This window comes from Gemmata palustris (assembly GCF_017939745.1).
Taxonomy (GTDB): Bacteria; Planctomycetota; Planctomycetia; order Gemmatales; family Gemmataceae; genus Gemmata; species Gemmata palustris.
The window spans coordinates 5,045,175-5,067,880 of record NZ_JAGKQQ010000001.1; the positions used below are offsets into that span (position 1 = coordinate 5,045,175).

A 22,706-nucleotide genomic window follows, 5' to 3' on the forward strand; every position below is an offset into this window, starting at 1 on the left:
AGTCCAGAGGCCACCAGGATATGAAAGCGACAGCCGCTGAGCCCGGTGCAACGGGACCGGGAGGGGACTGTTCAACTCATGGATCCGCACCCAAACCCGAGAGCACGGTCGCCCGGTACGGGTTCATCGATGCCCTCCGCGGATTTGCCCTTCTCGGGGTCCTCGTACACCACGTCGTTCCCCGCGTGGACGGACTGCCCCGGGTGGTGAAACAGATCGCGGCAGCCGGGGGAGAGGGCGTCCAACTCTTCTTCGTCGTGAGCGCCCTGACGCTGTTCCTGTCGTTCGACAGCCGCCGCGGGACCCAGGCGCGGCCACTCACGGCGTTCTTCCTCCGGCGGTTCTTCCGCATCGCCCCTCTGTTCTACCTCGCCGCCGTGTTCTACCTGTGGTACGACGCCCGATGGCCGGACGCCGCCCGACCCTCGGCGGCCGCCATCCTCGCTACCCTCGGGTTCGTTCACGTGTGGCACCCGGATTGGGCCAATCGGGTCGTACCGGGCGGGTGGTCAATCGGCGTTGAGATGGAGTTCTACCTGCTCGTCCCATTGTTGTACGCCCGGATCCGGCGGGCCGAGACCGCCGTCACGGCGGCCTTGGTGTCCTTGTTAGCCGGTGGGCTCTTGAGCACCGTCGTTGCAGCGGGGTTACCGCGGGTGCTGGGGACCGACCCTCGGGCGGCCGGGCTCTTCAGCTGGTACTGGCTGCCCGCCCAGATGCCAGTGTTTTTCCTGGGAATCACCTTATACTTTCTCGTCCGCAAGCGCCTCCGGTCACCTTCCGCGGGCCGAGACCCGGGCCGGATTAGGGGGCGGGTGCTTCTGACGACCGCGGCGTACCTCCTTGCGGCAGCCACCATCAGCGACTTGCATTTGTACCTCGGGCACGCCCTTTTCGGGGTGGCGTTCGTGCTGGCTGGGTGGGGGTTGTCGCTGTGCCCGTCGCCGGTGCTGGTAAACCGCGTCACCCGCGGCATTGGGACGATCAGCTTTAGCGCGTACATCACCCACTTCGCCGCCCTGGACCTCGCAGAAGGCGGTCTGGCCCTGGCGGGGACAGCCGGACTCTCGCCGCTGGCGGCCCTCGGCATGCTTCTGGCGACGACACTTGGCTTGACAGTCGCTGCTTCGCTCATCACCTACCGCCTGATCGAGATACCCGGCCAACAGTTGGGCCGGTGGTTCATCGCCTGGAGCGAACGCCGGCGGTTGCCGGCTGCCGGTTCCGCGCACCCGGCAGCCGCCGGTGCAGGCCGTCCGGGCACTCGGCCACCGAGCGCGCCACCGGATTCGAGTCTTCAGCCGGAGGAACGGGACCTCGACGCCACGAAAGCTGGCCGTGCGCGTTGAACCCGTTGAATGTCACGCGACCCACGCCAATTCATTTCGGGCGGGGCACGGCCCTCCAAAAGTGAACCGAACCTCGCGTTCGGTAGTTTCCGTGAAGGCGCCCCCAGATCATCTCCACCGAGCGCCACAATGAAGGGCGACTGAAGTGTTCATAGTCATGAACCCGTAGCCCGTTGTTCTCCGTGTCGGCGCCCAGGCCGAACCGGAGAAGGCGGAGGGTCATGGGCTCGTGACTATGGACGGCAGATTGTGGGTCGCGCTGAAGGAAACGACGTTCCGCTCGCTGCGGCACCCGAACTACCGGCGGTACTTCGCGGGGCAGATCGTTTCGTTCGTCGGCACGTGGATGCAGTCGGCCGCACTCATGTGGCTCATGTACGAGCGCACCAACGACCCGCGCTGGCCGTCGTGGTTGCTCGTCGCCCAGATCGGGCCGACGCTCCTACTCGGCGCGTGGGGCGGGGCACTCGCGGACCGGTACCCCAAGCGCCAACTCGTATCCACCACGCAGACCGCCTTTCTCCTGAACGCACTCGCACTCACCGCGGTGGTCGGATGCGGGTTCGCGACGCCGGCCCTCGTACTGGCCCTCATCGCACTCAACGGCGTGATCCAGGCCGTGGACTTCCCCACGCGGCTTGCGTTCGTGCCGGACCTCGTGCCCAAAGAAGACCTCATCAACGCGGTCGGGCTGAACTCACTCGTCTTCAACTCCGCCCGCGCCGTTGGCCCGGCGCTCGCGGGCGTGCTGTTCGTCGTCGCGGGCGCGGTGCTGCCGTACCTGCCCGACGGCGCGAACGCGGTCACCCTCGGCGCGACGACGTGCTTCGCGCTGAACGCGCTGAGTTTTATCGCGGTGCTCCGGGCGCTGCGCGGCATCCCCGAACCCCGGGCACACGAAAAACCCGTCGCGTCCGCGTGGGCCGGCGTGGGTTATCTGCGCGCCCACCCCGCAATGGGCGCGGTCGTGCTGCTCACGTTCGCGCTGTGCGTGTTCGGCTGGCCCATTATCACGGTGCTCCCCGCGTACACGAAACTCCGGCTCGGGCTGAAGGAAGAAGCGTACAGTTTCCTGCTGAGTTCACTCGGCGCGGGCGCTCTCGGGGCCGCACTCATGACCGCCACCTTCGGGAGCGTGTCGCGCCGCGGGGCGTTCATGTTGATGGGCGTTGCGGTGTGCGCCGGGGGGATGGCCGGGTTGGGGTTTGCGGACCGGGCGTGGACCGCGGACGGGTGCTGCGCCGCGATCGGCTTCGGGATGATTCTATTCCTGGCGACGGCACAGTCCGCGCTCCAACTCGCGGTGCCGGACGAGGTGCGCGGGCGCGTGATGGCACTCTGGGCCATGACGTTGAGCGCGAGTGCCCCACTCGGTCACCTGATCGCGGGGCACATGATTACGGAAGTCGGTGTCGGCCCGGTGCTGTTCGGGATGGCCGCGGGAATCGGAAGCGTGGCGGTGCTGCTCGCAGGCATTTTGGTGGTACGACGCTCGCCCCGACCTACCCCCCAACCCCCTCCCTCAAGGGAAGGGGAGCAGACACGGCCTTTGGTCTGAAGCCCCTTCCCTTGAAGGAGGGGGTTGGGGGTAGGTCGCTTCATTACTCGGCCGCGATGCGCTGGAGGTCGGCGCGCTTGCCCTCGTAGGTTTCATCGAACGCGAGCACGACCGCGTCCGGCTGCACGCCTTCTGCGGCGCAGGCCATCGCGTACACCGCGGGCCACCAGTTCTCGTGCTGCGTGAGCCCCTGCTCTTTCACGGTCGCCCAGTTGCTCAGCACCTTCGACCACGCCGCGTCGCCGTAGTCGAGCGATTCCTTTAAGCTGCCGAATTGCGGCACGTACCACGCGCGACCGATCTGCGAATGGAGCACTTCGTCGGCCCAGTCGAAGTCTTGCAGCGTGGCCATCAGCGGCAGCCCGGAATCCCGCGCGACCTCGAACTCGTAGCGCTTCCCGGTGCGCGGCATGAGCCCCTGTTCGATGAAGTACAGCACGCCGTGCCGCTCCATCGGGGTACACTCGGTGTTGAGCCGGTGCGACCAGTTGAACGTGATCTTCGCCTTCGTCCAGTCCACGCCGAGCGCAACGAACCCGACCTCGCCCATCATCGCGTGCCGGGCCTCGTCCCATAATTGGCGGGTCATGTCGCGGTAGTAACCCCACGGCTTGCCAGGCGTTTGCGTGATGATCGACGCCATCATTTCGGGCACGTCGATCTCGCGCAGGCGCTTGTAGAGCATCATGAGCGCCTTCGCGCGCGCCGGTTTCGCCGGGTCGTACAGGAACGATTCGGCGTTCACGCCCTGGTTCCACGGGTCCGAGAACCGCCCATCGCGCCTGGGGAGCGGGTCGTATTGGTAGGGTTTGGCGGAGTAGATGCGGGTGATCGGTTTGCCTGGAGGTTCTTCGGCGTAGAAGCCACCAGCCTCGATGAGCAAGTTGGACAGGTTGTTATCCCACACCGCAGGAACTTGATCCTCCTTGAGCTTCTCCACATCGATTCCGAGAGCCTTCATTGCCGTTCTTCCGAAGTCGTGCATCTCGCAGACTTCCCGGTGCGCAAATCGGATAACCCGACGACTGGGAGCATCGGTCAACGGGTTCGTCTCGGACTGGTACATCACGAGGGCGGCTTCGAGGGATTGAAACGCCCAAGCGTACAACCCAAACAGTAACTCCTCCGTTGTCGGCGCGCACTGAATCTCATCGAAGAACGCTTCCAGCGCCGGGTGCGGGATGTCCTCCAGTCCCAACGGCGGCTCGCGCATCTCACCGATGCGCGTGCGCAGCGCGGTGACGTGTTCCGCGCACAAATAGGCGTGGTGCGCGAAGGCGGTTTTCAGTTCGTAGATCGGTTCCGCGGTGATACGGGCCGTGAGGATCTGGTGCAGCCGCTTGAAGCAGTAGTGGAAGCGCTTCAGTCGCCGGACGCATTCTTCGACAGATAGACCCGGGCGCGCGGCCTCTTCGAGCGTGCAAAGCCCGGCGAGTGGCGGTAAACCCTTGTACGATGTGTAACCGGTCAGCGGGGTCGGTGTCGGCACGACGGAGCGCTCCTGTTCTCGTTCGGGGAGATTGGGGAGCATTCTACCCCGAAAACCCGGGGCGATTGACCCCGGGTTTCGAGTTACCGACCGTCCGCGTGCGCTACTTCGTTGCCTTGCGCGGCCGGCCGACGTGCGTGGCGGCGCCGTAAGCGAGTTCGGCGCTCTCCATCACGGTTTCGCTCAACGTCGGGTGCGGGTGGATGCTCTCCAACACGTCGCGCGCCACCGCGCCCATTTCGATCGCCAGAACGCTCTCCGCGATCATCTCGCCGGCCCCCGCGCCCACGATCCCCACTCCCAGAATGCGCTTGGTTTCGGGGTCGACGAGCATCTTCGTGCGCCCTTCCGTGCGCGCGATGCTCACGGCCCGACCGCTCGCGGCCCACGGGAAGTTCAGCGCCTCGTAGGGGATCTTCTTCTCGTCGGCTTCCTTCTGCGTAATGCCGGCCCATGCGATTTCGGGGTCGGTGAAGATCACGGCCGGGATCGCGCGCGGGTTCCACTCCGCCGGTTCTCCGTGAATCACTTCCACCACAACGCGCGCTTCCGCCGTGGCCTTGTGCGCGAGACCGGGTTCCTCGCCCACGTCGCCGATCGCGAAGATGTGCGGGACGTTCGTGCGGCGCTGCTTATCGATGGGGATGAAGCCCTTCTCGGTCACGTTCACGCCGGCCTTGTGGAGACCGAGGCCCGCGGAGTTCGGCCGGCGCCCGACGGAGATGAGCACGCGATCGAACGTCAGCGACGCCGGCGCCCCCGCGCCTTCGAGCTTCACGACGATGCCGTCCTTCGTGGCTTCCAGCCCCATCACTTTCGTACTCGTGTAGATCGCCTCGAACTCGGCCTTCAGCTTCCGTTCGAGCGGGTCGACGAGATCCTTGTCGGCCATGAAGAGGATGCGGTCGAGCGCCTCCACCACCGTCACCTTGCTGCCGAGCGCCGCGTACACGCTGCCGATTTCCAGCCCGATGTACCCGCCGCCGATCACGAGGAACTTCTTCGGCACGTCCGGCAACAGGAGGGCGCCGGTGCTGTCCATCACGCGGTCGTCGTTGATCTGCCACGGCTTCGGCACCACCGGGAGCGACCCGGTCGCGATGATGCAGTTCTGGAACTTGATCGTTTGCGGCGCGTCGCCGGTCACTTCGACCGTGTTGGGCGACGTGAACACCGCGCGGCCCTTCACCACATCGACCCCACGGCCCTTCGTGAGCTGGCCGATACCCCCCGTCAGCTTACCGACCACTTTTGCCTGCACGAAGTCGCGCAGTTTCGCGAGATCGAGCGTCGGCTCGCCGAACGTGACGCCGAAATTCGCCATCTCGTGCGCTTCGCGAATGATCTTCGCGGTGTGCAGCAGCGCCTTGCTCGGGATGCACCCCCGGTTGAGGCACACGCCGCCGAGCTTGGCCCCCTCGTCCACCAGCGTGACCTTGATCCCGTGGTCGGCGGCGTGGAGCGCGGCCGGGTACCCGCCGGGGCCGCCACCGATGACGAGGAGCTGCGTTTCGCGAACGTCGGACATGGGATTCTCCGTGAGTGCGAGCACCAACAGAAACAGGGGGCATTCGCCCCCCGCTCGCCTTGATGGAATTGTATACGCGGAGGCCGGCCGCGTGGGTCAGTCTTCGGAGTAGCCCAGAACCCCGCGAACGACGGCCACCAGCCCGAACAGGAACAGAATCGGGGGATAAAAGTAGATTCGCCCGGCGGCCCAGCCCAAACCGAACCACACAACCGCGAGGATCATCGACCCGACCCCGCCGAGTACCGCGGGCGAGATGTGAATCGCCGGGCGCCGCGGTTCGGGGGCGTATTCGGGGTAGGAGTTGTAATCCGGCGCCCGCACGGGCTCACGGGCCTTGATCTTCGGGACCGTTTTCTGGGAGCGCTCCGGTTCGGCCGATTCGCGCACGGGAGCCGCGGTCCAGGCCGGCGCTTTTGATGGCTCCGGATCGGGGCTTTCCAACAGCGCACGGTAGGCTTCGTCTTCCGCGAAACCGGGTTCCGGCGGCGCGGCTTCGGGGACGGGAACGGTTAGCGGGGTGCCGCACGACGGGCACTTGGTCCGTTTACCGGCGAACGCATCGCCGACACTGAAATGCCTTCCGCATGTGCAATCGAACGTAATGGGCATTGGGTACCGTGGGCGTGTGGGTGGCGTCAGCCGTAGTTCTTGCGTCCCTTGTTGAAGTTCGGCAACCCGTCCTTCTTCCGCGGTTGACCGTCGTGGTCGAGAGTGGAACTGGACGGCGGGGGTTGGATCAGGCCGTAAGGCGTCTTGTCGTCATCGTCGTCATCGTACCGCGGCTTGCCGTAGGCTTTTGGCGGGGCCAGGGGCGGAATTTCAACCGGTTCGGGCAGCTCCTCTGCAATCTCGAACACGGGTTCGGGCTCGGGCACGCTGGCGATCGCGTTACACACGGGGCACCGTGCGCGTTTTCCCGCGGAACTGTCGGGAACGCGCAGTGTCTTTCCGCACGGGCAGTTGAATGTAATTGGCATTGGGCGGCTCGCGCGAGCGGGATATCGGCGTAAAACCAGACCCGCGCAGTTGAGCCGAGGTTCGCCGAAAAAGCAAGCGGCGTTGGAACAATTAGTCGTGCTGTTCCGGCCCCGCCATCAGGCCCTTGAAGAACGCGACGAGGCCGATGACAAAGAGGATCGGCGGGTAGAAGAAGATCGTGTCGAACGCGAGCCCGGCGACGAACCAGACGACCGCACCGATCATGGCGAGCAAACCACCGATCGCACCGCTGTTCAGGATACCACCCTCGACGCTCTTCCCGCGGCCCTTCTCCTCGAGTTGCACCTGCCGGTCGCGCGCCCGGGCGGTGTCCGCGGGGCCGGTGAACCCGAACGGGCTGTTGGGGTCGCCGGGTTGAGCCGGCGCGGGGTCCGCTCCCTTCAACCACGGTTTCGCACCCACGGCGGGCGCCGCATCGGGCGCGGGCGCCGACCGCTCCGGCGCGTCCCAGAGCTGGTGCGGTACGATCGGTGTTTGCGAACACGACGGGCACCGAACCGGTAAGCCGGCGCGTTCATCATCGGCTGAGAGCGTCTGCCCGCACGGGCAGGTAAATGTGATGGGCATGGGCGGCTCCGGACATTGCTCGCAAGTGAAGTTCAGTCCGGATAGTTGAATCGAGGCGTGTCAGAAAAGCAAGCCGCGTTTAACGAGTCGCCCGCGGCGACCGGGTCGTCCTGGTGGGGCCGGAGCGATTGATCGGGGCCGCGGGTCGAACGTGTGAACCCTGTTGGTCGTCAGGTGCGGTACCGCTGCCGGTCGTTCGAGGTTTTCAACTCGTCGTGAATCTTGAAGATGATGATGAGCAGTTCGCAGTAGAGGCGAACGAAGAGCGGCCCCATGACTATGATGCCCACGCCGAACGCGAACATTCCAAAAGAGAACGTCCTCTTGGCCGTCTCCTTGATATTCGGTCGATCTCCCCCACCCGGGACGCGAGTTACGCGCTCGTCGAACGGGATGATGTCCGTGCTAGCTACGGCGAAACTCGCAGCGATCAAACTGAGCCCCTGTCCGATACACACCAGCACCCCGAACCAGAACATGATCTGGATGAGAACGGGCGTAATCATCAACCGGAACGTGATGAAGTCGATAAGGGGGCTAGTTGATCGGCGCCGGCGGCGCCGCGGGACCGGGTCAATGTCGAAATCCTCTTCCGGCTCCGGTGCTGGCGGGGGCGGAGGAGGCAGAGGGAGCGGCGGCGGGGGAGGTACCGAGGCCCGCGGTGCCGAAACTCGCGCCGGCGGAGGCGGGGGCGCGGGCGGGGAGACTTCGCTCGTGGGGACCACGCGCCGACAGTGCGGGCACGTGTACGCGGTCCCGGTCCACGGAGTGGGGAGCGACACCGGTTTGGAGCAGTGCGGGCAAGGGACAATGGGCATATTGATCCCGGGTATGTAGGTTCCCGAACGAAAACGGGTCGGTTCGAGAGCGGCTATTGAAACACGCCACCGTTCTCGTGCCAAGCCCGTAGCGCCGGCTCGCGGCTTTGTGAAAGTTGGCCTTTCGCCCTTGCCCGGCTTGTGGCATTCTCCGCGGCGCATGGACGCACCCGAAACTCCCTCGACACCCGTACCACCGGGATCAGGCGCATTGCCGCCCGCTCCCGCCCCCGTGCGCAGGTTCTCCCGCCGCCGGCTGTTCAAGCTCGCGGGCGGTGCCGTCGCGCTCGGATTCGGTGCGGAATTCCTGCGGGTGGTCGCGTTCACCAACGTTCACACCGTTATTCCCGGCCGGGTGTACCGCACCGCGCAACTCAAGCCGGAACAGCTCCAACAGTTCATTGCCGAAAAGGGCATTCGCACGGTTGTGAACCTGCGCGGCGTGTGCAGCAACATGCCGTGGTACCTCGGCGAGTGCCGCACTACGCACACCGCGAACATCAACCAGGAAGACATCACCCTTTCCGCGAAGCGCTACCCGGCGCCGGTCGAAGTGAAGCGCCTCATCGATGTGTTCGACCACACCGCGTACCCGATCGTGATGCACTGTCATCGCGGGGCGGACCGAACCGGGCTGGCTTCGACCGTGGCGAAGTTGCTCATGACCAATGAGGATCTGGCGACCGCCCGGCGCCAGATGTGGCTCCGGTACGGACACTTCCCTTACGGCCGCACGGCGGTGCTCGACGAGTTCTTCGACTACTACGCGGCGTGGCTCGCGGCGCGCAACGAGGAACACGCCCCGGACCGGTTCCGGCGCTGGGTCCACACCGATTACTGCCCCGGACCCTATCGCGCGGACCTCTCCGTGATCGGCCCGAAGACGTTTCCCGCCGGGCGCGGGTTCAGCGTCACGGTGCGCGCGCGGAACACGTCCATCGAACCGTGGACGTTCACCCCCGGCGGCACGGGCGGTACCCGGTTGCGGCACACGCTCACCGACCCCGCCGGCGAGACGAAACACAAAGCGCACGTCGGGCACCTCGCTCGCGTGGTCAAGCCCGGTGAGCACATCGACCTCGTGTGCGGCATCCCGCCGCAACCGGCCGGGAGCTACATGCTCCACGCGGACCTGCTCAACGGCCAACCGATCGAGCTTCTCAACACCGACTTCGTGCAGTACGGCTCCGAACCGCTCATGACGGACGTGGTTGTTAGCTAGGGGAAGAACCTAACCCCCTGCCCCCCTTCCCTAGGAAGGAAGGGGGAACAGAAACAAATACGACAGACGCGAAATCATTCGCGATGGTTTTAAGCCCCTCTCCGCTTAGGGGAGGGGTTTGGGGAGGGGTTCTTTCATGCTCTTATCCGTAGTTGTGCCGGTCAAAGACGAGCGGGAGAACGTGCGCCCGATGTTCACCCGCGTGCGCGAGGCGCTCGACGGCTCGCGGACCGGGTCGTGGGAGCTCGTGTTCGTGGACGACGGCAGCACCGACGGCACGTTCACGGAACTGGAAACTGTTGCGCGCGAAGACGCGCGCGTGAAAGTGGTGCGCCTGCGGCGCAACTTCGGCCAGAGCGCGGCGACGCAAGCGGGCGTGGACGCCGCGGCCGGGGACGTCATCGTCACGATGGACGGCGACCTTCAGAACGACCCGGCCGACATCCCGCTGATGATCGCGAAAATGAACGAGGGCGGCTACGACGCGGTCCTCGGCCAGCGCGCGAAGCGCCAGGACAAATTGCTGCTGCGAAAAGTACCGAGCCTGATGGCGAACTGGCTGATCCGCAAGGTGCTCGGGGTGCCGTTCAAGGACTTCGGGTGTACGCTCCGCGCGGTGCGCCGCGAGGTGTTCGACAGCTTGGTGCTGTACGGCGAGATGCACCGGTTCATCACCGCGCTCATCATGCAGCAGGGCGCGTCCGTCGCTCAGATGCCCGTGCGGCACCACCCGCGCACCGCGGGGAAGTCGAAGTACACGATCACGCGCACGGTCCGGGTGATGCTCGACCTGATGACGGTGAAGTTCCAGGGCAGCTTCCAGACGCGCCCGATGCACCTGTTCGGCAGCATGGGGCTGTTGTGCATACTGGCCGGGTTCGTGAGTGTGGCGGCGAGCGCGGTGATGAAGTACACCACCGGCCCCGGCATGACCGCGAACCCGCTGTTCCTGCTCGGCGCGGTCGCGGGGCTGATCGGCGTGCAGTTCGTGTCACTCGGGCTGATGGGCGAAGTTCTCACGCGCGTGTACTACGAGAGCCAGGGCAAGCGACCATACGTAGTCCGCGAGCGCCGGAACCTGGACCGCGGACCGTTGCCCGTCGGGCGCGGGTCGATCGCGGCGTAACGAACCGGTCTTTTCCCTGGGACCGCGGGCGTCCCGCCCGCGGTCCCAGGGAAAATCCTGCATCCATTATTCCTTCCCTCACGTACCTTGAGGCGTGTTGCCCTTTGTTTCTGGGAACGCCTCCATGCACCTCGCGCTCGTTTGCCCGTCGATGCACGGCCACCTGAACCCGATGGCCACACTCGGGCGCGAGCTCGCACGCCGCGGGCACCGGGTCTCGCTCATCGGTTCGCCCGAGTCGAAACCAAAAGCCGATGCGTGCGGCTTCGAGCACCTGCCCATTGGCGTACCGGAACACGAGTCGGGGGAGTACACAGCGAGCCGGGTCCGGCTCGCGGAACTGAAGGGCATTGCTGCGCTGAAGCTCACCGGCCGACTGCTCCGAGATGCCGCGATCACGTGCCTGCGCGACATGCCGGAGGCGCTCGCAAAATCGGGCGTCGACGGTGTATTGGCGGACCAAGTCACGCCCGAAGGTGCATCGGTTGCGGAATCGCAGAAGTTACCGTTCGTGATGATCTGCAACGCGCTGGCCGTACACCAGGAACCGGCCGTTCCGCCAACCGTTCTCGGCTGGAAGCACCGGTCCGGGTTCGTCGGCCGGATCCGCAACCGGTTCGGTAACACGCTCCTCAAGGTTGCTGCGGCACCGCTCGCGCGTGTGGTGAACGAGTACCGCGCGAAGCACGGGCTTTCGCGCTACTCCATTGGCAATAACGCATCGGTGGGTCTGGCACAAATTGCCCAGCAACCGGCGCTGTTCGACTTCCCGCGCAAACGGCTCCCGTCGCACTTCCACTACACCGGCCCCTGGCACGGCCCGCAGCGCGATTCCGAGAGCGCGCCGTTCCCGTGGGAGAAGCTGACCGGCCGACCGCTCGTGTACGCCTCCCTCGGCACGCTTCAGAACCGACTTCATCACGTGTTCGCGGCGATCCTCGAAGCGTGCTCCACGCTCGATGTGCAGGTCGCGCTTTCCCTCGGTCGGAAGGACGCGGTGTGGGACGGCTCCGTGCCCGCGAACGCGATCGTGGTGCCGTTCGCCCCACAACTCTCGCTGCTCGACAAAGCGAGTCTGCTCATCACGCACGCGGGCCTGAACACCGCCCTGGAAGGGTTGTCACGCGGGTTGCCGATGCTCTGTATTCCGGTGACGAACGACCAACCCGGGGTGGCCCGGCGCGTGGAGTGGTTGGGCGCGGGCGAGATTCTGAAACCCGGCAGCGTGACCGCGCCGCGCCTGCACGCGGCACTGAAGCGACTGCTCACCGACCCCAAGTACCGCGCCGCGTCCGAGCGCAGTCGCGATCAGATGAAGGCAGTACCCGGCGTCTCCCGCGCTGCGGACATCGTGGAAGAAGCGTTCCGAACCGGGAAGCCCGTTCTGCGCTGAGGCGCGTTCTTACCAGTCGTTGCCGGGCAGGTCACCGCCCGCCCGTGTACCGGCCGCGGCCCATGATTGCGCGGTCACGCTGTTAGTCACGAACCGCACGCTCCCGTCCGCGAGGCACGCATTGACCCCGCCCGTGTGCCGGCTGCGCGCAGCCTTCCATGCGGGGTTACTGTGCTGCACGCAGTCCATCAGCGGGCTGTTCGGCGTGCGCACGTTGTTGTAAAGCCCGCAGTTGTACGCGCCGTCCGCCCACAGCGCACCACGATCGGTTACCAGAGTGGTGCTGGCGTCGCAATTCGCCTGGCTTAGCGCGTTCACGTCCTTGTAGAAGAGCCGAACATCGGTGGCACCCGCCGGCGCGGTTCCGCCGGCACCGAGCAACGATTCCGAGAACGCGACCGTGTTGCTCAGGCCGTCCGTGACGCCCGCGATCCGCACGCCCGGGTTCAGCACCACGTCCCGATCGACCCCGTAGAAGATGCCATCGCCCGTGAGGGCATCACCGCTCGCGTTGCTCCCCACGCACGCGACGTAGTTGCTCGGTCCCTGGTCCGGCTTCACCACGCGGAACTCGTCCGACGGGCAGAGGAACGTCGACACGACGGCCGCGAGCGGCGCCCGGTTCTGCGGGAACGGGATCACCTGCGGCTGAACGGACCCGCCACCGTACAGCGGTACGCTCAGGTCGAGCGCGTTGTACACCGCGGTCTGTTCCAGGTACGGGGTGAGTTGCGCGAGCGCCGACCAGCGGAAGTGTCCCTTCGGGTTGGTGGGATCGACCGCCCACGTCTTCCGCCAGTAGGCGTTCGGGAACGTGCCGGTCGCGCTCTCGTGGTTGTGCAGCGCCAACCCGATCTGTTTGAGATTGTTCTGACACTTCATGCGCGCGGCCGCTTCGCGCACTTTCTGCACCGCGGGGAGGAGTAAGCCAATGAGGACCGCGATAATCGCGATCACCACCAACAACTCGATCAGCGTGAAACCGGCGCGGCGTGAGCGAGTGGTTCGCATCGGTCTGGCCCCGTGTGAAGAAATTCACAATCGTAATATCACGACGGGAGCCATAGACAAGTGAAAAGCGTGTGTAGAATCGGCGGCATGGGGAGTGGAGGCCGTTGTGTCTGATCTCACGCGCTTTTCGGTGTCGCTCGAATCGGACCTGCTCGAATCGTTCGACCAGTTCGTCCGCGACGGCTCGTTCGCCACGCGGAGCGAGGCCATTCGGCAGTTGCTCCGGCAAACGCTCACGCGCGACGCATTCGATGCGGACGACCGCCCGGTCACGGCCACGCTCACGCTGGTCTACGACCACCACCGCCCGCACCTGGTCGAGAAACTGCTCGCCGTTCAGCACGACCACGCGAACCAAGTGGTGGCATCAATGCACGTCCACCTGGACCACGACCGCTGCATGGAAGTGATCGTGCTGCGCGGCCCCGGCGGGGCGCTGCAGAACCTGGCGGCCGCGATTCGCGGACTGAAAGGCGTTCACACGGGCACGCTGGCACTCGCGGGGACGGCCGAACCCGGCCACGATCACCCGCACCCCCACCCGCACTAATTCACCGGGCGGCTCGGCCGTCACTTTCCGCGCGGAAATATTGCCCTTTGGCGAGCGAACCCGGAAGATGAAGGGGCTGACAGACACATTTCTGGAAGGGGAACGACCAATGCTCAAGTTCAAGTGGGTGATCGGCGCCGCGGCCGTACTGTTCACCGGGGTCGTCAATCCGTGCCGCGCGGCCGACGACACGTTCGACCTGCGCGGGCCGGCCCCCGAAAAGGGCCAAGTGTTCGTCAGCAAGGGCACGCTCAAGATCAGCGACGCCGACACCACGATGAAGATCGCCGGGCAGTCGGTGGACCTGAAAATCACCCTGGTCGCCACCAGCGAAGAAGAAGCCAAAGTGCTCGCGGTGGACGGGCGGAACGTCACCAAGTGCCAGACCAAGATCATCAAGGAGCGGGCCGACGTGACCGCCAACCTCGGCGGCCAGGACATGGCCCACACCGAACCGACGGCGCTGGAAAAAGAAACCGTCATCAGCGAGCGCGACGGCAAGAGCTGGAAGCACTCGCTGGTGGACACCAAGCCGACCGAGAAGCAGAAGAAGGAACTCGACAGCCGCAACGGGATCGAGAACGACGACGACCTGTACCCGACGGAGAAGGTGAAGGTCGGCCACACGTGGCAGGTGGACGCGGCCGCGCTCACCAAGATGCTCGGGAACTCGTTCAGCGACGTGAAGGGCAAGCTCGACCAGAAGTTCGTGAAGGTGGAAAAAGTGGGCGACGAGGAGTGCGCCGTGATCCAGTCGTCCGGCAAGATCACCGCGAAGATGAAGGACGACGGCGAGCCGACCGTGGACGTGGAGATGGAGCTGAAAATCACCACCTACAAGTCGCTCAAGACCGGCGTGAACGTGAAGGACAGTTTCACGGGCAAGATCAAACTCGAAGGCACGCAGAAGATGGACGACATCAAGGTCGACATCAAGATGTCCGGCCCGATCTCGGGCGAGTCCACCACCAAACGGAAATAAGGATCGCATAAAAACAACGTCTCGGAAACCCGGCTCCCGCCGGGTTTCTTCCGTTTAGTGACGGGCCGCGAGCCGCGGCGCCGAACCTCGTTTGTGCCCGACGTGTCGTTGTCGGCATGGACGTCCCATCACCGCAACCCAATCCCCCGCCGGTCTTCCTCGTGTTCGGAGACTTGCACGGGCGCATCCTGCCGGCGTTCCGGTTCGCGTCGTACTGGTCGGCACGAACCGGATGCGATCTGGCCGGGTTGCTCCAGGTCGGCGACATGGGGTACTACACGGACATCTCGCACTGCGACAAAGCCACGCTCAGGCACGCCAAAGGCGACCCGCTCGAACTCGGTTCGCTCGACGTGGTGGTCCGCACCGAGATCGCGGACCGCGTGTTCGACGACCCGAACTGCACGTTCGACCTCTGGTTCACCGCGGGCAACCACGAAGACTTCGACGAACTCGAGCGCTTCGCACGGGCGTCCGGCAAGCAAGCGGATTTCGCGGTAGATGCCTACTGTCGGGTTCGTGGCATCAAGGACGGCGAGGTTCACCCGTTTGCTTGCGGCCTGAAGGCTGCCGCGGTGTGGGGCGTCGACCGTGGCGGCCCGAACGCGCGGCAGAACTTACCGCCGCGCGGCTACATCCACGAGAAAGCCGTGGACCGGCTCGCGCTCGAAGCGTTCGACGTGCTCTTGATGCACGACGCACCGAAGGACGCGAAGCGCATCGGTTACGGCAGCGACCTGCTCCTCGCGCTGATCGAACTGGCGCAACCGCGGTTCGCGTTCTTCGGGCACTACAGCGGCGCTGGTAGCAGGATCGAGCGCGACTACGGCCGCACGGAGGTGTACCACCTCGCAGGGTTCGAGTTGCGCACCCGCGACGGCCACCCGGAACCCGGCAGCGTCGGGGTGCTGGAGTGGAACGGGGACGAGAGCACGTTCGCGTTCATTGATGACGCCGACCTGAAGCCGTTCACGCGCCACAACTGGAAGTGGATGTGAGGCAGCGCGCATTTGTGGCTGAAGTAACTTGCGGTCACCGGAGCCGATTCGCTACCCTGAACACGCCCGATCCTTTCGCGTCAGGAAGCAAATGGCCACCGCGCCCGGCACCGAACCCAACGACACCATCGACGCGCGGAGCAAGCCCCCGTTCCTCCGCCGCGTGCGCATTCGCGGGTACAAGAGCATCGCGTTCTGCGACGTCACGCTCGAACCGCTCACGATCTTGGTCGGCCGCAACGCCTCGGGAAAGAGTAACTTCTTGGACGCGCTCGCGTTCCTAGATTCACTGATGAATCTCAACATTGCCGAGGCCATTAAGCGGCACGGCGGACTCTCCTCGATTGCTTGTCGGTCTGCCCAGGCGACTGAGATTGAATTTGTTCTTGAGGCCGAAATCCCAAATCGAGCTCCGAATCTCCCTCCTACGAGCGTCGTTGAATACAGGCTGACACTGGGCCTCACCGATAAAGAAAACATTGAAATCACGAATGAAGAACTGATAACGACCGGCGGAACCGAGTTGAAGCCCATTGCCCCAAGCCGAGCCGAGTTACATCGAGTTCTCCTTAAAGCATTTAAAGGTGACGTACAACACACACAAGATTACCTTGACTCGATGTACCCAACCGACTTTGCGCTGGCAGGGAGTAAGCGAGCTGGTTGGTCGGATACGGGATTTCAACAGCTTTTAAAGAGCATTGGAGTATATAATTTTCACCCAGGTGTGATGCGGGCTCCGCACACTCACTTTCAGAATAAGCTCCTCGAAAAATCGGGACGCAATCTACCCGATATCTTGCGTCGAATTGATAATTTAGTACCAAATTCGGGGAGACGAGTTCGCGCGTATTTATCGAAGATCACTGAACAAATCGTAGATGTTCACCCAGAAGCCATCAACGAATATGAGACGCTTCGATTCTCGGTGAAAACGTCGATCGGGCATCCCCCATTGGACTTCCCTGCGGGAAGCATGTCCGATGGTACTTTGCGAGTACTTGCGGCTCTAGTGGCTGTATACCAAATCACCCCCAGTGGCAGCGCGCCAAGTCTCGTCGCCATCGAAGAACCCGAAACCTCACTTCACCCAGCAGCAATGCGTGCGCTGGTAGATGCACTCGATGAGGCCACCCTCCGCACGCAGATTCTGCTCACGACACACAGCGCGGAGATGCTCGACAACCCAACGATTAAGCCGGAGAACATTCGGGTCGTCCAGATGATCGATGGCCAGACCGTGATTGCTCCGGTGGATGAGGCGAGCGTCGAAATCGTTCACCGGAAATTGAATACGCTCGGCGGACTAGAACGCGACAATCTTTTGGAACCCGACATTGATGACTTGGAGCGGCAAAAGAGGCTTGGGCAGGTGCCGGAGTTGCCCACATGACCTTCTACATTTCTCTGGTCGTCGAAGGCCATTCCGAGGCTGGCGGAGCAACCGAGCGACTACTCCAGCGAATTTGGAAGGAATTACTTGGTGAACCAATCCGCTTACACATTCTCACGCCATCACGATGTAAGCGAGATTCATTCATCAATCCCGCTCATACCGAGTTTGCCTCGAAGATCGCAGAGGCTTCACTAAAATTAGCTCAGCGCCTTCCTGTACTTTCCGCGAACTTATAGCGTTTAAGCAGCCAGATCCAGGCACCGGTGCGAGGGCGCGGATTCTCGCGGGGTCGTGGTGCTCGCCCACAACGGCCTGAATTTCCTCGGCCAGCAGCTCCCGTTGCCAGGCCCGGCTTGTCCGCGTGGCTCGGGCGCCGGTTCGGATCGTCCCACGGGGAGGCCGCCCGATGGGCCACCAGTTCATCCGCCTTCTGGTTCCAGGCCCACACCTCGGTGAGCGTGAGGGACCACGCACACAGGTGAAGCATCCCACGTTCGACGCGACCCCGCGTACCTGCTGGTGACCGGCGCCCGCGACCTGTTTGAGATCTCGAAAACAGGTTTCCAACGAGAACCGGTCCGCGATCAGGCCCAGGATGTCGGCCACGGAGGCCGTGGGGTCCGTGCAGAAGAACGCGACCCACCCCTTGGGTTCGTCCACCAGGACGACCCGGATCGTGCCCCCCGGCCGGCCGCCACGTGGCCTCGAACGTCTTGTACCGCTTCTCCACGGGCTTCCCATACAGGGTGAACGTGCCCGTGGTCCACCCGCCCTTGTGCCCGGCCCGCTTGGCGAGCGACACCCGCTGCTCCCCGTACACGCGGGGCCGCCCGCGGGGGCGCTCGGATCGCGGGCCGGGGGCACCGTCCACAGGGCCGCGTCCTTGCGGAGCCGGCTCACCATGGTCACCCGGAGCGCGAGTAGGGCCTTGAGCACCGGGGCCTTGGCACGCCCCGTCGGCCACCACCCACACGGCCCGGCCCCACGTCTTCAGCCACCCGTGGGCCCACCGGACCAGGTCCACGGCCATCACCAACTTGGTTGCGAACTCGGGCCGGTCCGGCCCGGGGATGGCCCTGAGATCTTTGCGGCGGATGTACAGGCGGGCCAACAGGGGAGGGCCACAATCCCCCGAGGGGGTGTCCCACCAACAACCCGAGGACCACCCACACGTGCCCGTACACGAACGGGCCCCGGCCGGCCCGGGTGTCGGGTTGTGGTGCGCCCCGGCCCCTCGAACCTTGGGCCCGTACCGCTCCGTCGGGGTGTCGTCGAGGGCCAGCACCACCCGAGCGCAACGGCCACCATGGGCTTGAGAACCTCGACCAACAACCGCATGGCGATACGCTCGGTGTGCGCCCCACGGCCGCGGCCGTGGCGTAGCACCGGCGGTACTGGGGCGACAGCCCGGCGGCCCGGATCCAACCCGCGAGGGTGCGGCGCCCGCGGGTCAGGATGATCCCGAGGAACAGGACCGCGAGCCGCCGCCCGGACCGCGGGTCCAGAGCCTTGGCCAGGGTTGAAAACCAGTGGCACCGAGGGGCCGAGTATGCGAAGATGGCATGGCCGCGTCCGTTCGGGTCGGGAGGTCGTGTGGTAACGCCATCCTCCCGGACGGGCCGGCACTCGTCTACCCCGGCCCCACAACTTACGCCAACCGCCTATAACTTCGCGGAAAGTACAGGCCTTCGTCGCGAACGAGAATCGAAGGGGGTCGTTCTCATACTCCTCGACGCAGAGACAGATTGCCCGGCAAGACTCGCCCCGAGGTTGCTGACAGCGGCGAAAGCCCTTCGTAGTGACCTCGACATCACCTGTGTATTCGCGAAGCAGATGTTCGAGAACTGGATCGTCGCGGGAGCGTCCACACTCGCGGGTGTAAACGAACGCCCCGATTTGCTGCCACCGCGCCCCGCCCCAGAAGACTGCAACGGTGCGGGCTGGCTCGACAGACAGCTCCGCAGCAAGAACAAAACGCGAAAGTACAAGAAGACGGTCGACGCGGACGTCTTCGTTCGTGCGATGGCGCTCCAGGAGTGCCGCGATAGCGCCCCGTCGTTCGATAAGCTTTGCCGAGAACTCGCAGCGCGCCTCCCGTCAACGCCCGCCCCAGTTCCGGCCGATCCACTGCCGGAGTAGCGCTCGCCGGTTCGTTTAGCCAAAACGCGGTAGGCAGGTCGAGATTCATATTTGCAAACTTTAAAATCGTCCACACGTCATCAAGTGGCAGCACGTGCGATAAAACCCTGCGAAAAGGATGTCTTCCTTCTTCTGACAATTCATTTTTCCGCCCCAGGCACCAATTATCGTAACGAGTCCGCCTCCCATAACGTGCGCGCCTACGGTCCCAGGACGGTTCGCGGACTATACTCAACTCATACCTACGCCCACAAGTTCCGATCGAACCGAGAACTGCGATGAGCCAACAGAACGACCCGCCCACCGCGGAGGCCGCGGAGCAACTCATCGACGCCGTTCAGCGCCTCTCGTCGGCCCGCACCGTCGCGGAAGTGACGAACATCGTTAAGGTCGCGGCCCGGCGCGTGACCGGGGCGGACGGGGCGTGCTTCGTCCTGCGGGACCGGGAGATGTGCTACTACGCAGACGAGGACGCGATCGCCCCGTTGTGGAAGGGCAAGCGGTTCCCGATGGAGGCGTGCATCAGCGGGTGGGTCATGCGGAACTGTCAGCCCGCACTCATCCCCGATATTTACCTCGACGATCGCATCCCGCACGACGCCTACCGCGTGACGTTCGTCAAAAGTTTGGCCGTGGTGCCGATCCGGTCCCTCGGCCCAGTCGGGGCCATTGGGGTGTACTGGGCCCGAACCGCGTGCCCGACCCCGACCGAAGTGCGGTGGCTCCAATCTCTAGCCGATTCGACCGCGCTAGCCCTGGAATACTTGCGGTCCCAAACCGAGACGAACAAGGCCCGGGGAATGGCGACCCTACTGCAAAGCGAGAACACGCGGTTGCGGGACGAGGTGCGGCGCCCGGAAGCGGGCGAACTCGTGCGGATGTGTTTCCTCACCAAGCGGTTCGAGGTGGGCGGCCAGTGGATTTCGGTGGAAGCGCTGCTCGACCAGTGGTTCGGGCTACACGTGACCCACGGGCTCAGTCCCGAGGGCATCGCCCAACTGTCACTCGATCGCAGCAATCGCACCGCGGCACACGACACGCAGCACGACAACGAACCCGCGACCGGTAACACGGCAACTCCCAACCCCGATAGCGTTTGCGCCGCTCCAGTTTGTGCCGAGTAATCTTCACCTACCCATTTTGCCGATAACACCGGTTGGGCAACCGTCCTTGGTGGCGTCGGCGCGCGCTGCTAAACTGGGCGCATGCACACTTTGACGCCCGACACCGCGGAGCGACCGGCCATGACGGCCCCCAACACGCTGTTTGAAGTCGAAAACGAGCGCGAACTCCCCAAACCCGTCCCCGCGCCCGCGACGCTGTTCGCGGACATCGTGTTCGATCGGCCGCTCGACCACGCCTACACCTACGCGGTCCCCGAACAATTCGTTGCGAAAATCGGCGTCGGGAAGCGCGTCGAAGTACCGTTCGGTAAGGGCGGCAAAGGCACCGCGGGGTTCTGCGTCCGCGTGACCGACGTGCGCCCCACTTCCGGCTACGAGATCAAGACCGTGGCCCGCGTGCTCGACGACGACGCCATCGTCGACGACCACGTCATGAAATTGACGCGGTGGATGGCGGACTACTACCTCTGCGGGTGGGGCCAGGTGCTGCACGCGGTCGTCCCCGCGGGCGTGCGCGACAACGCGGGCACCCGCGTCGCGTCGTTCGTCGAGCCGATTCCCAAAGAAAAATTGCCGAACCCGCTCCCGACCGTCACGCCGCAACAAAAAGCCGCGCTCGACAAGCTCAAGAAAGAGAACCGGCCGCTCGAAGTGCTCCAACTCGCCCGGCTCGCGAAGTGTACGACGGGCGTCGTCGCGGGGCTCATCAAGAAGGGGCTCGTGCGGAAGTTCAGCGAGCGCATCGAAACGCCCGCCGCGGCCCCCGGCGCCGACACCGAAGACACGTCCGAGACCGATGCGCCGCACGTCGAGATCGCGCTCAACGCGGACCAACTCCGCGTGTGGGAGCAGCTCAAAGGCGCGCTCGAAACCGGCGGTTACCACCCGTTCCTGCTTCACGGCGTTACGGGGAGCGGTAAGACGGAAGTGTACCTTCGCGCGATCGAAGAAGTGGTGAAACAGGGCAAGGAAGTCATCGTTCTGGTGCCCGAAATCTCGCTCACGCCGCAAACGATTTCGCGGTTCAAGGGCCGGTGCGGGAACCTCGCGGTGCTCCACAGCCACCTCACCGACGCCGAGCGCGGTGGGTACTGGCGCCGAGTCGCCACCGGGCACATTCAGGTCGTCGTCGGCGCGCGCAGCGCGGTGTTCGCACCGACGCGGAAGCTCGGCCTCATCGTGATTGATGAGGAGCACGAGAACAGCTTCAAGCAGGAATCGACGCCGCGCTATCACGCGCGCGACGTGGCGGTCATGCGCGCCCGGCTCGAGGGCATTCCCATCCTGATGGGGTCCGCGACGCCGAGTCTCGAAAGCTGGGCGAACGCGGAGCGCGGGAACTACACCGTCCTGAGTATGCCGAACCGCGTCGCGAGCCGCCCGCTCCCCGCGGTGAAACTGGTGGACCTGCGGCACGAGCCGAAGCCGCACGGGAAGCACTACGCGATCGGCCCGACGCTCGAATCCGCGATGCGGCAAACGCTCAAGGATAAAGGGCAAATCATCCTGCTGTTGAACCGCCGCGGGTTCAGCACGCACGTGCATTGTGAGGCGTGCGGGCACGTTGCGCAGTGTGCCCACTGCGACCTCGCGATGACGTTCCACCGCACGAAGAACTCGCTGATGTGTCACTACTGCGGGTTCGAGACGGCGCCGTTCCAAAAATGCCCCGCGTGCGCGCAGCCCGCCATGCGCTACCAGGGTTTGGGAACCGAGAAACTGCAAGTCGAGATCGAGGAGAAGTTCCCCGGTAACGTGTGCCAGCGGATGGACTCGGACACGATGTCGAAGCCCGGGAGCCACCAGCGCGTGCTCGATGCGTTCCGCGACGGGCTGATTCAGATCCTCGTCGGCACGCAGATGATCGCGAAGGGGTTGGACTTCCCCAACGTCACGCTCGTGGGCGTGGTGAACGCGGACGTGGGCCTGCACTTACCGGACTTCCGCAGCGCGGAGCGCACGTTCCAGTTGCTCGCGCAGGTCGCGGGGCGGGCCGGGCGCGGCGAGAAGGGCGGACAGGTGCTCGTGCAAACGTTCACACCGGACCACCCGTGCATCACGCTCGCCTCGCACCACAACTACGGCGAGTTCGCGAAGCTCGAACTCGTCCACCGGAAGTTGCACAAGTACCCGCCCTACGAGCGCCTCGCGCGCCTCATCGTTCGCAGCGAGAAAGAGGAGGCCGCGGCAACGTTCGCGGACACGTTGGCCGGTGCATTCAAGGAAGCGATGAGGCGCGCCGCCACCGCACAGGGACAAACGCCGGTGCGACTACTCGGTCCCGCGGAGTGCCCGGTGTTCCGGCTGAACAACTTCTACCGGTTCCATTTCCAGATCCAGTCCGACAGTAGCGCGGTGCTGCACGAAGTCCTGCGCAACGTGCTGACGCTCGCGAAACCGCCCAGCGGCGTCGAGTTCCAGGTGGACATCGACCCGTACAGCATGTTGTGATCC

19 protein-coding genes are annotated in these 22,706 nt (G+C 64.7%); 12 read left to right on the plus strand and 7 right to left on the minus strand.

All coding sequences use genetic code 11. The features are described 5' to 3' along the window. Positions 1-20 precede the first annotated feature (20 nt). The gene (locus tag J8F10_RS20680; RefSeq protein WP_210656955.1) at positions 21-1,349 is read left to right on the plus strand and encodes an acyltransferase family protein; all 1,329 of its coding nucleotides are present in this window, start codon (positions 21-23) and stop codon (positions 1,347-1,349) included. A gap of 235 nt (positions 1,350-1,584) precedes the next feature. Beyond that, positions 1,585-2,907 carry an MFS transporter gene (locus J8F10_RS20685; protein ID WP_210656957.1) on the plus strand — a complete coding sequence of 441 codons (1,323 nt, stop codon included), beginning with the start codon at positions 1,585-1,587 and terminating at the stop codon, positions 2,905-2,907. A 43-nt stretch (positions 2,908-2,950) separates the two neighbouring features. On the opposite strand, the gene J8F10_RS20690 is transcribed toward J8F10_RS20685, so the two are convergent. The 6 genes from J8F10_RS20690 to J8F10_RS20715 all read right to left on the minus strand — a co-directional run bounded on the left by J8F10_RS20690 (position 2,951) and on the right by J8F10_RS20715 (position 8,311). Beyond that, the gene (locus J8F10_RS20690) at positions 2,951-4,396 is read right to left on the minus strand and encodes a hypothetical protein (protein WP_315854136.1); all 1,446 of its coding nucleotides are present in this window, start codon (positions 4,394-4,396) and stop codon (positions 2,951-2,953) included. 103 nt (positions 4,397-4,499) lie between these two features. Beyond that, complete coding sequence (gene lpdA / locus J8F10_RS20695) at positions 4,500-5,924, minus strand: dihydrolipoyl dehydrogenase (protein ID WP_210656962.1); 1,425 nt, start codon at positions 5,922-5,924, stop codon at positions 4,500-4,502. A 96-nt stretch (positions 5,925-6,020) separates the two neighbouring features. Then, the gene (locus J8F10_RS20700; RefSeq protein ID WP_210656964.1) at positions 6,021-6,536 is read right to left on the minus strand and encodes a hypothetical protein; all 516 of its coding nucleotides are present in this window, start codon (positions 6,534-6,536) and stop codon (positions 6,021-6,023) included. 26 nt (positions 6,537-6,562) lie between these two features. After that, positions 6,563-6,904 carry a hypothetical protein gene (locus tag J8F10_RS20705; protein ID WP_210656966.1) on the minus strand — a complete coding sequence of 114 codons (342 nt, stop codon included), beginning with the start codon at positions 6,902-6,904 and terminating at the stop codon, positions 6,563-6,565. Between the two features lie 91 nt (positions 6,905-6,995). After that, entirely contained in the window at positions 6,996-7,493 is a 498-nt protein-coding gene (locus tag J8F10_RS20710; protein WP_210656968.1) for a hypothetical protein, read from the minus strand. 170 nt (positions 7,494-7,663) lie between these two features. Next, positions 7,664-8,311 carry a DUF4282 domain-containing protein gene (locus tag J8F10_RS20715; protein WP_210656970.1) on the minus strand — a complete coding sequence of 216 codons (648 nt, stop codon included), beginning with the start codon at positions 8,309-8,311 and terminating at the stop codon, positions 7,664-7,666. Between the two features lie 211 nt (positions 8,312-8,522). On the opposite strand from J8F10_RS20715, the gene J8F10_RS20720 reads away from it, so the two are divergent. The 3 genes from J8F10_RS20720 to J8F10_RS20730 all read left to right on the plus strand — a co-directional run bounded on the left by J8F10_RS20720 (position 8,523) and on the right by J8F10_RS20730 (position 12,052). Further along, the gene (locus J8F10_RS20720; RefSeq protein WP_210656972.1) at positions 8,523-9,533 is read left to right on the plus strand and encodes a tyrosine-protein phosphatase; all 1,011 of its coding nucleotides are present in this window, start codon (positions 8,523-8,525) and stop codon (positions 9,531-9,533) included. Between the two features lie 136 nt (positions 9,534-9,669). Continuing rightward, positions 9,670-10,659: a glycosyltransferase family 2 protein gene (locus J8F10_RS20725; RefSeq protein ID WP_210656974.1), complete on the plus strand. Its 990-nt coding sequence runs from the start codon at positions 9,670-9,672 to the stop codon at positions 10,657-10,659. Positions 10,660-10,783: 124 nt separating this feature from the next. Continuing rightward, positions 10,784-12,052 carry a glycosyltransferase gene (locus tag J8F10_RS20730; protein WP_210656976.1) on the plus strand — a complete coding sequence of 423 codons (1,269 nt, stop codon included), beginning with the start codon at positions 10,784-10,786 and terminating at the stop codon, positions 12,050-12,052. 9 nt (positions 12,053-12,061) lie between these two features. Here the strand turns inward: J8F10_RS20730 and J8F10_RS20735 are convergent, their stop codons facing one another. Then, complete coding sequence (locus J8F10_RS20735; RefSeq protein WP_210656978.1) at positions 12,062-13,063, minus strand: DUF1559 domain-containing protein; 1,002 nt, start codon at positions 13,061-13,063, stop codon at positions 12,062-12,064. Between the two features lie 106 nt (positions 13,064-13,169). On the opposite strand from J8F10_RS20735, the gene nikR reads away from it, so the two are divergent. The 7 genes from nikR to priA all read left to right on the plus strand — a co-directional run bounded on the left by nikR (position 13,170) and on the right by priA (position 22,703). Then, positions 13,170-13,613: a nickel-responsive transcriptional regulator NikR gene (nikR, locus tag J8F10_RS20740; RefSeq protein WP_210656980.1), complete on the plus strand. Its 444-nt coding sequence runs from the start codon at positions 13,170-13,172 to the stop codon at positions 13,611-13,613. A 109-nt stretch (positions 13,614-13,722) separates the two neighbouring features. Beyond that, on the plus strand, positions 13,723-14,595 hold the full coding sequence (locus tag J8F10_RS20745; protein WP_210656982.1) for a hypothetical protein: 873 nt from the start codon (positions 13,723-13,725) through the stop codon (positions 14,593-14,595). A gap of 116 nt (positions 14,596-14,711) precedes the next feature. After that, positions 14,712-15,593 (plus strand): metallophosphoesterase family protein, encoded by an 882-nt coding sequence (locus tag J8F10_RS20750; RefSeq protein WP_210656985.1) that lies wholly within the window; start codon positions 14,712-14,714, stop codon positions 15,591-15,593. Between the two features lie 91 nt (positions 15,594-15,684). Then, on the plus strand, positions 15,685-16,986 hold the full coding sequence (locus J8F10_RS20755) for an AAA family ATPase (protein WP_210656987.1): 1,302 nt from the start codon (positions 15,685-15,687) through the stop codon (positions 16,984-16,986). Between the two features lie 1,560 nt (positions 16,987-18,546). After that, the gene (locus tag J8F10_RS20760) at positions 18,547-19,128 is read left to right on the plus strand and encodes a DUF4276 family protein (RefSeq protein WP_246523468.1); all 582 of its coding nucleotides are present in this window, start codon (positions 18,547-18,549) and stop codon (positions 19,126-19,128) included. Positions 19,129-19,406: 278 nt separating this feature from the next. Beyond that, on the plus strand, positions 19,407-20,252 hold the full coding sequence (locus tag J8F10_RS20765; protein ID WP_210656991.1) for a GAF domain-containing protein: 846 nt from the start codon (positions 19,407-19,409) through the stop codon (positions 20,250-20,252). Positions 20,253-20,372: 120 nt separating this feature from the next. After that, positions 20,373-22,703 (plus strand): replication restart helicase PriA, encoded by a 2,331-nt coding sequence (gene priA, locus J8F10_RS20770; protein ID WP_246523470.1) that lies wholly within the window; start codon positions 20,373-20,375, stop codon positions 22,701-22,703. Positions 22,704-22,706 lie beyond the last annotated feature (3 nt).

Excerpts from the sequence above, each read along its gene's own strand:
- J8F10_RS20680 (WP_210656955.1), top strand. The coding sequence starts at position 21 with ATGAAAGCGACAGCCGCTGAGCCCGGTGCAACGGGACCGGGAGGGGAC.
- J8F10_RS20755 (WP_210656987.1), top strand. The coding sequence starts at position 15,685 with ATGGCCACCGCGCCCGGCACCGAACCCAACGACACCATCGACGCGCGG.
- J8F10_RS20765 (WP_210656991.1), top strand. The coding sequence starts at position 19,407 with ATGAGCCAACAGAACGACCCGCCCACCGCGGAGGCCGCGGAGCAACTC.
- J8F10_RS20710 (WP_210656968.1), bottom strand. The coding sequence starts at position 7,493 with ATGCCCATCACATTTACCTGCCCGTGCGGGCAGACGCTCTCAGCCGAT.
- J8F10_RS20715 (WP_210656970.1), bottom strand. The coding sequence starts at position 8,311 with ATGCCCATTGTCCCTTGCCCGCACTGCTCCAAACCGGTGTCGCTCCCC.
- priA (WP_246523470.1), top strand. The coding sequence starts at position 20,373 with ATGACGGCCCCCAACACGCTGTTTGAAGTCGAAAACGAGCGCGAACTC.
- J8F10_RS20730 (WP_210656976.1), top strand. The coding sequence starts at position 10,784 with ATGCACCTCGCGCTCGTTTGCCCGTCGATGCACGGCCACCTGAACCCG.
- J8F10_RS20760 (WP_246523468.1), top strand. The coding sequence starts at position 18,547 with ATGGCATGGCCGCGTCCGTTCGGGTCGGGAGGTCGTGTGGTAACGCCA.
- J8F10_RS20700 (WP_210656964.1), bottom strand. The coding sequence starts at position 6,536 with ATGCCCATTACGTTCGATTGCACATGCGGAAGGCATTTCAGTGTCGGC.
- J8F10_RS20705 (WP_210656966.1), bottom strand. The coding sequence starts at position 6,904 with ATGCCAATTACATTCAACTGCCCGTGCGGAAAGACACTGCGCGTTCCC.
- J8F10_RS20745 (WP_210656982.1), top strand. The coding sequence starts at position 13,723 with ATGCTCAAGTTCAAGTGGGTGATCGGCGCCGCGGCCGTACTGTTCACC.
- J8F10_RS20735 (WP_210656978.1), bottom strand. The coding sequence starts at position 13,063 with ATGCGAACCACTCGCTCACGCCGCGCCGGTTTCACGCTGATCGAGTTG.
- J8F10_RS20750 (WP_210656985.1), top strand. The coding sequence starts at position 14,712 with ATGGACGTCCCATCACCGCAACCCAATCCCCCGCCGGTCTTCCTCGTG.
- lpdA (WP_210656962.1), bottom strand. The coding sequence starts at position 5,924 with ATGTCCGACGTTCGCGAAACGCAGCTCCTCGTCATCGGTGGCGGCCCC.
- J8F10_RS20685 (WP_210656957.1), top strand. The coding sequence starts at position 1,585 with ATGGACGGCAGATTGTGGGTCGCGCTGAAGGAAACGACGTTCCGCTCG.
- J8F10_RS20725 (WP_210656974.1), top strand. The coding sequence starts at position 9,670 with ATGCTCTTATCCGTAGTTGTGCCGGTCAAAGACGAGCGGGAGAACGTG.